Source organism: Pseudomonas migulae (genome assembly GCF_024169315.1).
In the GTDB taxonomy this organism is placed as follows: Bacteria; Pseudomonadota; Gammaproteobacteria; order Pseudomonadales; family Pseudomonadaceae; genus Aquipseudomonas; species Aquipseudomonas migulae_B.
The window spans coordinates 1,552,712-1,565,368 of sequence record NZ_JALJWR010000001.1 but is presented as its reverse complement, the minus strand read 5'-3'; the positions used below and the strand labels follow the sequence as shown (position 1 = coordinate 1,565,368).

13 protein-coding genes are annotated in these 12,657 nt (G+C 61.0%); 6 read left to right on the top strand and 7 right to left on the bottom strand.

The window, feature by feature from the left end; genetic code table 11:
• Window positions 1-56: 56 nt before the first annotated feature.
• Window positions 57-1,016 (bottom strand): thioredoxin-disulfide reductase, encoded by a 960-nt coding sequence (gene trxB, locus J2Y86_RS07165; RefSeq protein ID WP_253429185.1) that lies wholly within the window; start codon window positions 1,014-1,016, stop codon window positions 57-59.
• 294 nt (window positions 1,017-1,310) lie between these two features.
• Here trxB and J2Y86_RS07160 point away from each other — a divergent pair, with 294 nt between their 5' ends.
• From J2Y86_RS07160 to cysG, 6 genes are all read left to right on the top strand, one after another.
• The gene (locus J2Y86_RS07160; RefSeq protein WP_253429183.1) at window positions 1,311-3,719 is read left to right on the top strand and encodes a DNA translocase FtsK; all 2,409 of its coding nucleotides are present in this window, start codon (window positions 1,311-1,313) and stop codon (window positions 3,717-3,719) included.
• Between the two features lie 66 nt (window positions 3,720-3,785).
• The gene (lolA, locus tag J2Y86_RS07155; protein ID WP_017339587.1) at window positions 3,786-4,409 is read left to right on the top strand and encodes an outer membrane lipoprotein chaperone LolA; all 624 of its coding nucleotides are present in this window, start codon (window positions 3,786-3,788) and stop codon (window positions 4,407-4,409) included.
• Window positions 4,410-4,621: 212 nt separating this feature from the next.
• A complete protein-coding gene (locus tag J2Y86_RS07150) occupies window positions 4,622-5,944 on the top strand; it encodes a replication-associated recombination protein A (RefSeq protein ID WP_253429181.1) in 1,323 nt (440 codons plus the stop codon).
• Window positions 5,944-6,318, top strand: coding sequence for a fluoride efflux transporter CrcB (crcB, locus tag J2Y86_RS07145; RefSeq protein WP_027614675.1), 375 nt, complete (start codon window positions 5,944-5,946; stop codon window positions 6,316-6,318). Before J2Y86_RS07150 ends, crcB begins: the two co-directional genes overlap by 1 nt.
• A gap of 15 nt (window positions 6,319-6,333) precedes the next feature.
• Complete coding sequence (gene serS / locus J2Y86_RS07140) at window positions 6,334-7,614, top strand: serine--tRNA ligase (protein ID WP_253429180.1); 1,281 nt, start codon at window positions 6,334-6,336, stop codon at window positions 7,612-7,614.
• Window positions 7,615-9,009 carry a siroheme synthase CysG gene (gene cysG / locus J2Y86_RS07135; protein ID WP_253429178.1) on the top strand — a complete coding sequence of 465 codons (1,395 nt, stop codon included), beginning with the start codon at window positions 7,615-7,617 and terminating at the stop codon, window positions 9,007-9,009.
• 132 nt (window positions 9,010-9,141) lie between these two features.
• Here cysG and J2Y86_RS07130 read toward each other — a convergent pair whose 3' ends face one another.
• The 6 genes from J2Y86_RS07130 to tusD all read right to left on the bottom strand — a co-directional run bounded on the left by J2Y86_RS07130 (window position 9,142) and on the right by tusD (window position 12,613).
• Window positions 9,142-10,143, bottom strand: a complete 1,002-nt coding sequence (locus J2Y86_RS07130) for a glutathione S-transferase family protein (protein ID WP_253429176.1) — start codon at window positions 10,141-10,143, stop codon at window positions 9,142-9,144.
• Window positions 10,144-10,233: 90 nt separating this feature from the next.
• Window positions 10,234-11,235: a glycosyl transferase family protein gene (locus J2Y86_RS07125; RefSeq protein WP_253429174.1), complete on the bottom strand. Its 1,002-nt coding sequence runs from the start codon at window positions 11,233-11,235 to the stop codon at window positions 10,234-10,236.
• Window positions 11,232-11,567 carry a TusE/DsrC/DsvC family sulfur relay protein gene (locus J2Y86_RS07120; RefSeq protein WP_253429172.1) on the bottom strand — a complete coding sequence of 112 codons (336 nt, stop codon included), beginning with the start codon at window positions 11,565-11,567 and terminating at the stop codon, window positions 11,232-11,234. Before J2Y86_RS07120 ends, J2Y86_RS07125 begins: the two co-directional genes overlap by 4 nt.
• Window positions 11,564-11,857 carry a sulfurtransferase complex subunit TusB gene (tusB, locus tag J2Y86_RS07115; protein ID WP_253429170.1) on the bottom strand — a complete coding sequence of 98 codons (294 nt, stop codon included), beginning with the start codon at window positions 11,855-11,857 and terminating at the stop codon, window positions 11,564-11,566. The genes J2Y86_RS07120 and tusB overlap by 4 nt, the downstream gene beginning before the upstream one ends.
• Complete coding sequence (gene tusC, locus J2Y86_RS07110; RefSeq protein WP_253429168.1) at window positions 11,857-12,219, bottom strand: sulfurtransferase complex subunit TusC; 363 nt, start codon at window positions 12,217-12,219, stop codon at window positions 11,857-11,859. Before tusC ends, tusB begins: the two co-directional genes overlap by 1 nt.
• 1 nt (window position 12,220) lies before the next feature.
• Window positions 12,221-12,613 carry a sulfurtransferase complex subunit TusD gene (gene tusD / locus J2Y86_RS07105; RefSeq protein WP_253440154.1) on the bottom strand — a complete coding sequence of 131 codons (393 nt, stop codon included), beginning with the start codon at window positions 12,611-12,613 and terminating at the stop codon, window positions 12,221-12,223.
• Window positions 12,614-12,657 lie beyond the last annotated feature (44 nt).

The following is a 12,657-nucleotide window of genomic DNA, read 5'->3' as shown; positions in this document are numbered from 1 at the left end:
GGGCTTACAGAAGGGGAGGGCAGTGGTGGGCGTCAGGCCCACCGTCAAGTTTGCCGTCAAACGCTCGGAATGTCGTCGAGGTATTTCTCGGCGTCCAGCGCGGCCATGCAACCGGCCCCGGCGGAGGTGACGGCCTGGCGATAAACGTGATCGGCCACATCGCCGGCGGCAAACGCGCCGGGGATCTCGGTGGCGGTGGCTTCGCCTTCGCTGCCGCCCCTGACTCGCAGGTAGCCGTCGTGCATCTCCAGCTGGCCGATGAACAGGTCGGTGTTGGGTTTGTGGCCGATGGCGATGAACACGCCGGCCAGCGGCAGCTCGGTGGTTTCACCGGTATGGCTGTCACGCAGGCGGGCGCCGGTCACGCCGCTGGCATCGCCCAGGACTTCGTCGAGATTTTGATTCCAGTGCAGGCGAATATTACCGTTGGCGGCTTTTTCGAAGAGTTTGTCCTGCAATATTTTCTCCGAGCGCAACTTGTCGCGTCGGTGAACCAGGTGAACTTCCTTGGCAATGTTGGACAAGTACAGCGCTTCTTCAACGGCAGTATTACCGCCACCAACGACGGCGACCACTTGATTGCGGTAGAAAAACCCGTCGCACGTCGCGCAGGCTGAAACTCCTCTGCCGGCAAAGGCTTCTTCGGAGGGCAGGCCCAGGTATTGCGCCGAAGCGCCGGTGGCGATAATCAGTGCGTCGCAGGTGTAAGTGCCGCCATCACCGATAAGTTCGAACGGGCGCTGTTGCAACTTGGCGGTGTGGATATGGTCGTAAACGATCTCTGTGTCAAAACGCTCGGCGTGTTTTTGCATGCGTTCCATCAGTACCGGGCCGGTCAGGCCTTCGACGTCACCGGGCCAGTTATCGACTTCGACGGTGGTGGTGAGCTGGCCACCTGCCTGTATCCCGGTAATGACCACCGGTTTGAGGTTGGCGCGGGCGGCATAGACGGCTGCGCTGTAACCGGCAGGGCCGGAACCCAGAATGATCAGGCGGCAATGCTTGGATTCGCTCATAAAACACCTCATAAGCCTTTGTCACAAAAGAGAATGCGTGCTCAAATTGAATCGCAGGTGATGTGCCGTTAGCTATGCTGTTCCATGGCCTGCCAGCATGGCATCGTACGAACAAACCCGTACAATGCGTGCCGGTCACTTGAATATTCAGTGCATGCCGTGTTTATAAAAACCGGAGTGCAGTGTTAAAAGTAGTCCCAGTTGCGCCAGTTAACTTTTTTACCTGCCTGGATTGGGCAGTTTTTATAGTCATTCAACAGATGGACGCGCCATAGGCGCAGGAAAAGAAGCGTTTTGAAGAAATCCACCGCAGCACCTAAACCAGCCGTCGTTCCGCTTTGGCGCCAGCATTTGCACTACCGACTCAAGGAAGGTGCATTGATCGCCATCGGCGGCTTGTGCCTGTTCCTGATGATGGCCTTGCTGACTTACGGCAAGGACGATCCGGGCTGGAGCCATAACAGCAAGATCGACGATGTGCAGAACTTCGGCGGACCGGTCGGCTCCTACAGCGCCGACATCCTGTTCATGGTGCTGGGTTACTTCGCTTACATCTTCCCGCTGTTGCTGGCGATCAAGGCCTGGCAGATCTTCCGTCAACGCCACGAGCCGTGGCAGTGGAGCGGCTGGCTGTTCTCCTGGCGCCTGATCGGCCTCGTGTTCCTGGTGCTGTCGGGCGCGGCGCTCGCGCATATCCATTTCCATGCCGCGACCGGTCTGCCGGCCGGTGCGGGCGGTGCGCTGGGCGAAAGCCTTGGCGACCTGGCCCGGAACGCGCTGAACATCCAGGGCAGCACCTTGCTGTTCATCGCCCTGTTCCTGTTCGGCCTGACGGTGTTCACCGACCTGTCGTGGTTCAAGGTGATGGACGTCACCGGCAAGATCACCCTCGACCTGTTCGAACTGTTCCAGGGCGCGGCCAATCGCTGGTGGGCGGCCCGTGTCGAGCGCAAGCAGCTGGTTGCGCAGTTGCGTGAAGTCGACGACCGCGTGCATGACGTGGTGGCGCCGACCGTTACCGACAAACGCGAGCAGGCCAAGGTCAAGGAGCGCTTGATCGAGCGCGAGCAAGCCCTCAGCAAACACATGTCGGACCGCGAGAAGCAGGTGCCACCGGTGATTGCCCCCGCGCCACCCAAACCCGCCGCGCCGAGCAACCGCGTGGAAAAAGAGAAACAGGCGCCACTGTTCGTCGACAGTGCCGTCGAAGGCACTTTGCCGCCTATCTCGATTCTCGATCCTGCAGAAAAGAAACAACTCAATTACTCGCCTGAATCCCTGGCGGCCGTCGGCCATTTGCTGGAAATCAAGCTCAAGGAATTCGGCGTCGAAGTCTCGGTGGATTCGATTCATCCGGGGCCGGTGATTACCCGTTACGAAATCCAGCCAGCGGCCGGGGTCAAAGTCAGTCGTATCGCCAACCTGGCGAAAGACCTCGCGCGTTCCCTGGCCGTGACCAGTGTGCGAGTGGTGGAAGTGATTCCGGGCAAGACCACCGTCGGTATCGAGATTCCTAACGAAGACCGCCAGATCGTGCGCTTCTCCGAAGTGCTGTCGACCCCTGAGTACGACAACTTCAAGTCGCCGGTGACCCTGGCCCTGGGCCACGACATCGGCGGCAAGCCGGTCATCACCGACCTGGCGAAAATGCCGCACTTGCTGGTGGCCGGTACGACCGGTTCCGGTAAATCGGTGGGTGTGAACGCGATGATCCTGTCGATCCTGTTCAAGTCCGGCCCGGAAGACGCCAAGCTGATCATGATCGACCCGAAAATGCTTGAGCTGTCGATCTACGAAGGCATCCCGCACCTGCTGTGCCCGGTGGTGACCGACATGAAGGACGCGGCCAACGCCCTGCGCTGGAGCGTGGCGGAGATGGAACGTCGCTACAAGTTGATGGCGAAGATGGGCGTGCGAAACCTGTCCGGCTTCAACGCCAAGGTCAAGGAAGCCCAGGACGCCGGCACGCCGCTGACCGATCCGTTGTACAAGCGCGAAAGCATTCACGACGAAGCACCGCTGCTGACCAAGCTGCCGACCATCGTTGTGGTCGTCGACGAATTCGCCGACATGATGATGATCGTCGGCAAGAAGGTTGAAGAACTGATCGCCCGGATCGCCCAGAAGGCCCGTGCGGCCGGTATCCACTTGATCCTCGCGACCCAGCGTCCGTCGGTTGACGTGATCACCGGTCTGATCAAGGCGAACATTCCGACGCGCATGGCGTTCCAGGTGTCGAGCAAGATCGACTCGCGGACCATCATCGACCAGGGCGGCGCCGAGCAACTGTTGGGCCACGGTGACATGCTCTACATGCCGCCGGGCACCAGCCTGCCGATTCGTGTTCACGGCGCGTTCGTGTCCGATGACGAGGTTCACCGGGTGGTTGAAGCCTGGAAACTGCGCGGTGCACCGGAGTACAACGACGAGATCCTCGCCGGTGTCGAAGAGGCCGGCAGCGGCTTTGAGAATGGCGGCGGTGGCGGTGATGACGATGCCGAAACCGATGCGCTGTACGACGAAGCGGTGCAGTTCGTCCTGGAAAGCCGTCGTGCGTCCATTTCCGCGGTTCAACGCAAGTTGAAAATCGGCTACAACCGCGCCGCACGCATGATCGAAGCCATGGAAATGGCCGGGGTCGTGACGTCCATGAACACCAACGGTTCCCGTGAAGTCCTGGCTCCTGGCCCGGTACGCGACTGATTTTGATTTGAAAGGACGGTGCAGTGACGCGCCGCCCGAACTCCCACGAATGTTAAGAGGACTCCCATGCGTCTTATCCGCATGCTGTTGCTGCCGGTTCTGGCTTTGACCACGCTCTCGGCCCACGCCGATGACAAGGACGTGGCGCGTCTGACCCAACTGCTGGAAAAATCCCAGACCCTGACGGCCCGTTTCTCGCAGCTGACCCTCGATGGCAGCGGCACCCAGTTGCAGGAAACGGCGGGTGAAATGTCCCTGCAGCGGCCGGGCCTGTTCTACTGGCACACCGATGCGCCGGCCGAGCAGGTCGTGGTTTCCGACGGCAAGAAGGTCACGTTGTGGGACCCGGACCTGGAGCAGGCCACCATCAAGACCCTTGATCTGCGCCTGAGCCAGACCCCGGCGTTGCTGCTCTCCGGTGACGTGTCCAAGATCAGCGAGAGCTTTGCCATCAGCGCCAAGGAAGCCGGCGGCGTGATCGACTTCACCTTGAAGCCGAAAACCAAGGACACCCTGTTCGACAGCCTGCGCCTGTCGTTCCGCAATGGGCTGGTCAACGACATGCAACTGATCGATAGCGTCGGTCAGCGCACCAACATCCTGTTTACCGGCGTGAAGGCCAACGAGCCGATCCCTGCGTCGAAATTCAAGTTCGACATCCCTAAAGGTGCGGACGTGATCCAGGAGTAAACCGCATAACCTGCGGGGTGAGCCTTTGTGGCGAGGGGATTTATCCCCGTTGGGCCGCGAAGCGGCCCCAGATCTGCCAGTGCGGTGTATCAGGAATACCGCATGCAATGATTTCGCGACTGCTGCGCAGCCGAACGGGGATAAATCCCCTCGCCACAGGTTTTCGGCAGGCTTGAGAGAGTTGTTCTAACCCGAGGTTTTAAACGTACGTGATGGACCTGTTTCGCAGCGCCCCGATCTCCCAGCCCTTGGCCGCCCGTTTGCGCGCAGCCAATCTGGACGAGTACGTCGGTCAGGAACACCTGCTCGCTCGCGGCAAGCCATTGCGCGAAGCGCTGGAGCAGGGGGCCCTGCACTCGATGATTTTCTGGGGCCCGCCGGGCGTGGGTAAAACCACGTTGGCGCGGTTGCTGGCGGAAGTCTCGGACGCGCATTTCGAAACGGTCTCGGCTGTCCTGGCCGGGGTGAAGGAAATCCGCCAGGCGGTGGAAGTCGCCAAGCAGCAGGCCGGTCAGTACGGCAAGCGCACCATCCTGTTCGTCGATGAAGTGCATCGTTTCAACAAGTCGCAGCAGGATGCGTTTCTGCCGTACGTTGAGGACGGCACGCTGATTTTCATCGGCGCGACCACGGAAAACCCCTCGTTCGAACTCAATAACGCCTTGCTCTCCCGGGCGCGCGTCTATGTGCTGAAAAGCCTCGACGAAGCGGCCCTGCGCAAGCTGGTGCATCGTGCGCTGACGGAAGAGCGGGGCTTGGGCAAACGGCAACTGACCCTCAGCGATGAAGGTTTCCAGATGCTGTTGTCCGCTGCCGATGGCGATGGTCGGCGCCTGCTCAATCTGCTGGAAAACGCCTCGGACCTTGCCGAAGACAACAGTGAAATCGGCATCGATCTGCTGCAAAGTCTTTTGGGCGATACCCGCCGCCGATTCGACAAGGGCGGCGAAGCGTTTTACGACCAGATTTCCGCGCTGCATAAATCGGTACGCGGTTCCAATCCCGACGGTGCGCTGTACTGGTTCGCGCGGATGATCGACGGCGGTTGCGATCCGCTGTACCTGGCCCGGCGCGTGGTGCGCATGGCCAGCGAGGACATCGGCAATGCCGATCCCCGCGCCCTGAGCCTGTGCCTGGCGGCGTGGGAAGTGCAGGAGCGCCTCGGCAGCCCGGAAGGCGAACTGGCGGTGGCCCAGGCCATCACTTATCTGGCTTGCGCGCCGAAAAGCAACGCGGTGTACATGGGCTTCAAGGCGGCCATGCGCAGCGCCACCGAACATGGCTCGCTCGAAGTGCCGTTGCACCTGCGCAACGCGCCGACCAAGCTGATGAAGCAATTGGGTTATGGCGACGAATACCGTTATGCCCACGATGAGCCAGACGCCTACGCCGCTGGCGAAGATTACTTCCCCGAAGAGCTTGAGCCACAACCGTTCTATCAACCGGTGCCCCGTGGCCTGGAGCTGAAGATCGGCGAAAAGCTCAATCACCTCGCGCAACTTGACCGTTTAAGCCCCCGGCAGCGGAGAAAATAGTGCTTCCATTGATCGTTGCGGTTTCCGTCGGCGGGATCGCTGGCACCCTGTTGCGCTTCGCCACAGGTAATTGGGTCAACGCTAATTGGCCGCGGCACTTCTATACCGCGACGCTGGCCGTTAATATCGTCGGCTGTTTGCTGATCGGCGTTCTATACGGTCTGTTTTTGATACGCCCGGAGGTGCCGATCGAGGTGCGTGCCGGGTTGATGGTCGGCTTCCTCGGGGGGCTGACGACTTTTTCATCCTTTTCACTGGATACGGTGCGCCTGCTGGAAAGCGGGCAAGTGCCGCTGGCCCTGGGCTATGCTGCCATCAGCGTATTCGGCGGGCTGCTCGCCACCTGGGCCGGCCTGTCCTTGACCAAACTTTGATAACGAGAGACCGACATGCTCGATTCCAAACTGTTACGTAGCAACCTTCAGGACGTAGCGGACCGCCTGGCTTCCCGTGGCTATACGCTGGATGTTGCGCGCATCGAAGCGCTGGAAGAACAGCGCAAGACCGTCCAGACCCGCACCGAAGCACTGCAGGCTGAACGTAATGCGCGCTCCAAATCCATCGGTCAGGCCAAGCAGCGCGGTGAAGACATCGCGCCGTTGATGGCGGACGTCGAGCGCATGGCGAATGAATTGAGCGCCGGTAAAGTCGAGCTGGACGGCATCCAGACCGACCTGGATTCGATCCTGCTCGGCATCCCGAACCTGCCGCACGAGTCCGTGCCGATCGGCGATGACGAAGACGGCAACGTCGAAGTGCGCCGCTGGGGCACCCCGACCGCGTTCGATTTCCCGGTCCAGGACCACGTTGCACTGGGCGAGAAGTTCGGCTGGCTGGATTTCGAAACTGCCGCCAAGCTGTCCGGTGCCCGTTTCGCTTTGTTGCGCGGCCCGATTGCGCGTCTGCACCGCGCCCTGGCGCAGTTCATGATCAACCTGCACACCAGCGAACACGGTTACGAAGAGGCTTACACGCCTTATCTGGTCCAGGCGCCGGCGCTGCAAGGCACCGGTCAGTTGCCGAAATTCGAAGAAGACCTGTTCAAGATCGCTCGCGAAGGCGAGGCCGATCTGTACCTGATTCCGACCGCTGAAGTGTCGCTGACCAACATCGTGGCCGGCGAAATCGTCGATTCGAAACTGCTGCCGATCAAGTTCGTCGCTCACACCCCGTGCTTCCGTAGCGAAGCCGGCGCATCGGGTCGCGATACCCGCGGCATGATTCGCCAGCACCAGTTCGACAAGGTCGAGATGGTCCAGATCGTTGAGCCATCGACCTCGATGGAAGCGCTGGAAGGCCTGACCGCCAACGCCGAGAAAGTCCTGCAACTGCTGGAACTGCCTTACCGCACACTGGCGCTGTGCACCGGCGACATGGGCTTCAGCGCGGTCAAGACCTACGACCTGGAAGTGTGGATTCCGAGCCAGGACAAGTACCGCGAAATTTCGTCGTGCTCCAACTGCGGCGACTTCCAGGCCCGTCGTATGCAAGCGCGTTTCCGCAACCCGGAAACCGGCAAGCCTGAACTGGTTCACACCCTGAACGGTTCCGGTCTGGCGGTCGGTCGTACGCTGGTGGCGGTGCTGGAAAACTACCAGCAGGCCGACGGTTCGATCCGTGTGCCGGAGGTGCTGAAACCGTACATGGGTGGCCTTGAGGTCATCGGCTAAATGGACTATCTGCCGCTGTTTCATAACCTTCGCGGCAGTCGTGTGTTGGTCGTCGGCGGGGGGGAGATTGCCTTGCGCAAATCCCGCCTGCTGGCCGATGCCGGTGCGCTGCTGCGGGTGGTCGCACCTGAAATCGAACCGCAACTGCGCGAGCTGGTTTCCGGCAGCGGTGGCGAGTGCCTGTTGCGTGGCTACGTTGAAGCGGATCTGGATGGTTGCGGGCTGATCATCGCCGCCACCGACGACGAACCGCTGAACGCACAGGTTTCCGCCGATGCCCATCGGCGTTGCGTGCCGGTCAATGTGGTGGATGCGCCTGCGCTGTGCAGCGTGATTTTCCCAGCCATCGTCGACCGTTCGCCGCTGATCATCGCCGTGTCCAGCGGCGGCGATGCGCCGGTGCTGGCGCGTCTGATCCGCGCGAAAATCGAAACCTGGATTCCTTCCACCTACGGTCAACTGGCCGGGCTGGCGGCGCGTTTTCGCAACCAGGTCAAAGGTCTGTTCCCGGATGTACAGCAGCGTCGGGCGTTCTGGGAGGATGTGTTCCAGGGCCCGATTGCCGACCGGCAACTGGCCGGGCAGGGCGCCGAAGCCGAGCGTCTGTTGCAGGCAAAAATCGATGGTAAAGCGCCCGTCGCCACGGGCGAAGTCTATTTGGTCGGTGCCGGTCCGGGTGATCCGGATCTGCTGACCTTCCGCGCCTTACGCCTGATGCAGCAAGCCGATGTGGTGCTGTACGACCGCTTGGTGGCACCGGCGATTCTCGAGTTGTGCCGTCGCGATGCCGAGCGCGTCTACGTCGGCAAGCGTCGCGCCGATCACGCCGTGCCGCAGGATCAGATCAACCAGCAATTGGTGGACCTGGCCAAACAGGGCAAGCGTGTCGTGCGGTTGAAGGGCGGTGATCCGTTCATCTTCGGCCGTGGCGGGGAAGAGATTGAAGAGCTGGCAGCCCACGGCATCCCGTTCCAGGTCGTGCCGGGCATTACGGCGGCCAGCGGTTGCGCGGCGTATGCCGGGATTCCGCTGACCCACCGCGATTACGCGCAGTCGGTGCGATTCGTTACCGGCCACTTGAAGGACGGCTCCACCGATTTGCCATGGGCCGATCTGGTCGCACCGGCGCAAACCCTGGTGTTTTACATGGGGCTGGTGGGCTTGCCGATCATCTGCGAGCAGTTGATCAAGCATGGTCGCGGAGCGGATACCCCGGCGGCGTTGATCCAGCAGGGGACCACGGTCAATCAGCGGGTGTTTACCGGCACCCTGGCCGATCTTCCACGGCTGGTGGCGGAGCATGAAGTGCATGCGCCGACGCTGGTGATTGTGGGGGAAGTGGTGCAGCTGCGCGAGAAACTGGCGTGGTTTGAAGGGGCTCAATCACAAGTCTGAGCACCGCATTGTCCCCATCGCTGGCAAGCCAGCTCCCACAGGTTTTTTGGTGAAGCTGCAATCTCTGGCATCACAAAAATCCCTGTGGGGGCTGGCTTGCCAGCGATGGGGCCCTCAAATACTGCACAAACCTCAGGCCTTGCGCCAAACCCCTTTCCCGCTCAACCGTGCCCGATCATGGGCTGCGGTGAAATCCTGCTCCGGCCCTTTCGGCACGATACCCGTTGGGTTGATGGTCTTATGGCTACCGTAGTAGTGGTTCTTGATGTGAGTGAAATCCACCGTCTCGGCAATCCCCGGCCACTGATAAATCTCCCGCAGCCAGTTCGACAGGTTCGGATAATCGGCAATCCGCCGCAGGTTGCACTTGAAGTGTCCGTGGTACACCGCATCAAAGCGAATCAACGTGGTGAACAGCCGAATGTCCGCCTCCGTCAGGTATTCACCGGTCAGGTAGCGATTGGCGCCGAGCAATGACTCCAGCCGATCCAGCTCGGCAAACACCTCATCGAACGCCTCTTCATAAGCCTTTTGCGACGTGGCAAACCCGGCACGGTACACGCCGTTGTTCACCGCCGGATAAATCCGTTCGTTCAGCGCATCGATCTCGCCCCGCAACGGCGCCGGATAGAAGTCCAGGTCATTACCGGTCAAGTCATCGAAGGCACTGTTGAACATGCGGATGATCTCCGCCGATTCATTGTTGACGATGCGGTTCTGCTGTTTGTCCCAGAGCACCGGCACGGTGACGCGCCCGGTGTAGTCGGCGGTATCGGCGGTGTAACGTTGGTGCATGAAGTCGAAGTGATCGAGCTTGTCGCCCGTCGAGCCAAAGTGCTTGTCGAAGGTCCAGCCGTTTTCCAGCATCAGCCAGCTGACCACCGACACGTCGATCAGGCTTTCGAGACCTTTGAGTTTGCGCAGAATCAACGTGCGATGCGCCCACGGACAGGCGAGGGACACATACAAATGATAGCGACCCGCTTCGGCCGCAAAGCCACCGACACCGGTCGGACCCGGTATGCCGTCGGCGGTCAGCCAGTTGCGACGCTGTGCCTGTTCACGCTGGAACGCACCGTCCTTGCTGCTTTCGTACCACTGGTCATGCCAGCGACCTTCAACTAACAAACCCATGTTCAAGACTCCTCAACCGATAAGCGTTGGAGAGGAGTCTATTCCGATAGGTTCGATAAAATAGCGCAAAGATTGCAGGGTTATGATCGGTTAAATCGATCTGTCCCGGGCATCCCAATACTGCTGGGCAGTTGCAAAGGCTTGTTCGCGCGTCTGGCCAAGGCCGCGCAAGGCGAGGGCCATGGTCGCGATCAGGGCCATTTGCGGGTAGCTGTCGACCACATCACCACGCCACACGGCTTTCAAATGTCCGGGGTCGAGCGAGGCGGGTTTGACGTGGCGCTGGCCCGACAGCTGCGGCCATTCCTCGTCCCAGCTCTCGCCGCCGGTGGTGCCGTACAAGTGGCTGTCGGCGTCCGGGTTGATCTCGATCTCGCCGCCATCACCCTTGACCACGATCGCCGTGTCGCCGAGCAAGCCGCTGGCATCGCGGTGCACTGCCTGATAGCCGGGATGGAAAATGCTTTGCAGGCCACAGCGAGCGCTCAACGGGTTGAGAATCCGCGCCAGGGAATGGATCGGCGAGCGCAGGCCGAGGGTGTTGCGCAGGTCGATCATGCGTTGCAGTTGCGGCGCCCAATCCACCAGCGGCATGAATGCGAGGCCGATGTTATCGAGGGCTGCCCCGACCTGTTGCCAGTTGCGGCACAACGGGATTTTCAACTCTTCCAGCAGTTGCTCGCTGTACAGCCGCCCGGCAGTGTGCGCGCCGCCGCCGTGCATGAAAATCCGCACGCCGTTCTGCGCCAGGCACTTGGCCGCCAGCAGATACCACGGCAAATGACGCTTCTTGCCGGCGTAGGTCGGCCAGTCCAGATCGACATTCAATGACGGTGCCAGCAAACGTTCACGCAAGGCTTCGGTGAACCCGGCCATCTCTTCGGCGCTTTCTTCCTTGTGCCGCAACAGCATCAGAAAGGCGCCGAGCTGGGTGTCCTCGACCTTGTCGTCGAGCACCATGCCCATGGCTTCGCGGGCTTCTTCCCGGGTCAGGTCCCGGGCGCCACGCTTGCCTTTGCCGAGGATCCGAACGAATTGGGCGAACGGGTGTTCGGCGGGCGTTTCGAGGGTCAACGCTGGGTAGTCGGTCATAAGCAGTTCGTCGGTTTGGGCAGGCCCGCCAGTTTCGCGGCGAGTTTGGCAGGGGTGCCTTTGAACAATCGGTTCAGGTGCAGGCTGTTGCCTTTCAGCGGGCCGAGCTTCAATGCGGTGTACTTGATCAGCGGACGAGTGGCCGGCGACAGCTGGAATTCGTCGTAGAAGCTGCGCAGCAGTTCGAGGATTTCCCAATGGTCCGGGCTCAACTCGATGTCTTCGGCCGCGGCGAGAGCGCTTGCTACCTCGGCGGACCAGTCACTCAGTTCAACCAGGAAGCCATCCTTGTCCAGCTCGATGGCGCGGGCGCCGACGGTCAGTGAATTCATAGCCAGCTGTTGACCTTGTCGTAGTGAATCGACAGTTCGACGAAGGCGGGATAATCGATGGCCTTGGCGCTGTCAGGAATCTCCAGGGCGCGTGCCTGGGCGTCTTCGGTCAGCACGAACAGCGTCGGGTGGCGAGCGTTCAGCGCGTTGCTGGGCGCGGTGCCCGGCTGCAACGCGTACACCGCGTCGCCGGTCAGCAGCAGCGCATCGTTCGCACCGATCACGCGCAGGCAACTGGTCAGGCGATCGTCGCCGAACGGGGAATGAGACAACACATGCAAAGTCGACATCAGAGGGTGATCACCTGGTCGTAACGGTCAATGAGGGCGGTGATTTCATCGGTGGCCAGCAACTGCGCTTCTTCGAGCGCCAAAGCAGTCGGGTCCAGACCGCGTTCAGCGGCGCTGTCGCCACAGACGAACAGGTCTTCGACACCGAACATCGGTAGCGCTTGCAGGTTGGCGCTCAGGTCTTTCTGTTGCAGGGCCTTGGCATCCTGTTTCGCGGCGAGCTGGAACACCCCGTCATCGAGAAACAGCAGGCCGATCGGCAGGTCGAACGCGCCGCCGGCCAGCACGATGTCCAGTGCTTCCCGCGCATTCGGCCCGGACCACGGAGCCTGACGGCTGATGATCAGCAGGGATTTGGGCATGTCACGCACCTCCGAAGCAGATCAGGCGGTCGGCATCCTGCACCGCGTCATGCAACTGGCCGAGCCCGGACAATTCCCACGGCGCGCCGACTGCAATGGCTTCACGCTGATAGCGCCCGGCTTCTTCTTCGTTCAGCACGCCACGGCGCAGGGCGGCGGCGATGCAGACCACGCCGTCCAGCTGGTGCTCGGTGACAAACGTACGCCATTGCCTGGGCAAGTCCAGCTCATCCTGGGGCGTGACCACGCTGGAAGAGGCGTTGTACACGCCATCCTGATAGAAAAACAGCCGGACAATTTCATGCCCGCCGGCCAGCGCCGCCTGGGCGAACAGCAAGGCGCGGCGCGAGGAGGGCGCATGGGCGGCGGAAAACAGCGCGATGGCGAACTTCATGACGGACTCGATCAGCGAAACTGCGGCCATGATAAAGCTTTATC

Coding starts and splice junctions, on each gene's coding strand:
- lolA (WP_017339587.1), top strand. CDS start 3,786: ATGCGTCTTATCCGCATGCTGTTGCTGCCGGTTCTGGCTTTGACCACG.
- J2Y86_RS07125 (WP_253429174.1), bottom strand. CDS start 11,235: ATGACCGACTACCCAGCGTTGACCCTCGAAACGCCCGCCGAACACCCG.
- tusC (WP_253429168.1), bottom strand. CDS start 12,219: ATGCCCAAATCCCTGCTGATCATCAGCCGTCAGGCTCCGTGGTCCGGG.
- trxB (WP_253429185.1), bottom strand. CDS start 1,016: ATGAGCGAATCCAAGCATTGCCGCCTGATCATTCTGGGTTCCGGCCCT.
- J2Y86_RS07130 (WP_253429176.1), bottom strand. CDS start 10,143: ATGGGTTTGTTAGTTGAAGGTCGCTGGCATGACCAGTGGTACGAAAGC.
- J2Y86_RS07150 (WP_253429181.1), top strand. CDS start 4,622: ATGGACCTGTTTCGCAGCGCCCCGATCTCCCAGCCCTTGGCCGCCCGT.
- serS (WP_253429180.1), top strand. CDS start 6,334: ATGCTCGATTCCAAACTGTTACGTAGCAACCTTCAGGACGTAGCGGAC.
- cysG (WP_253429178.1), top strand. CDS start 7,615: ATGGACTATCTGCCGCTGTTTCATAACCTTCGCGGCAGTCGTGTGTTG.
- tusB (WP_253429170.1), bottom strand. CDS start 11,857: ATGTCGACTTTGCATGTGTTGTCTCATTCCCCGTTCGGCGACGATCGC.
- tusD (WP_253440154.1), bottom strand. CDS start 12,613: ATGAAGTTCGCCATCGCGCTGTTTTCCGCCGCCCATGCGCCCTCCTCG.
- J2Y86_RS07120 (WP_253429172.1), bottom strand. CDS start 11,567: ATGAATTCACTGACCGTCGGCGCCCGCGCCATCGAGCTGGACAAGGAT.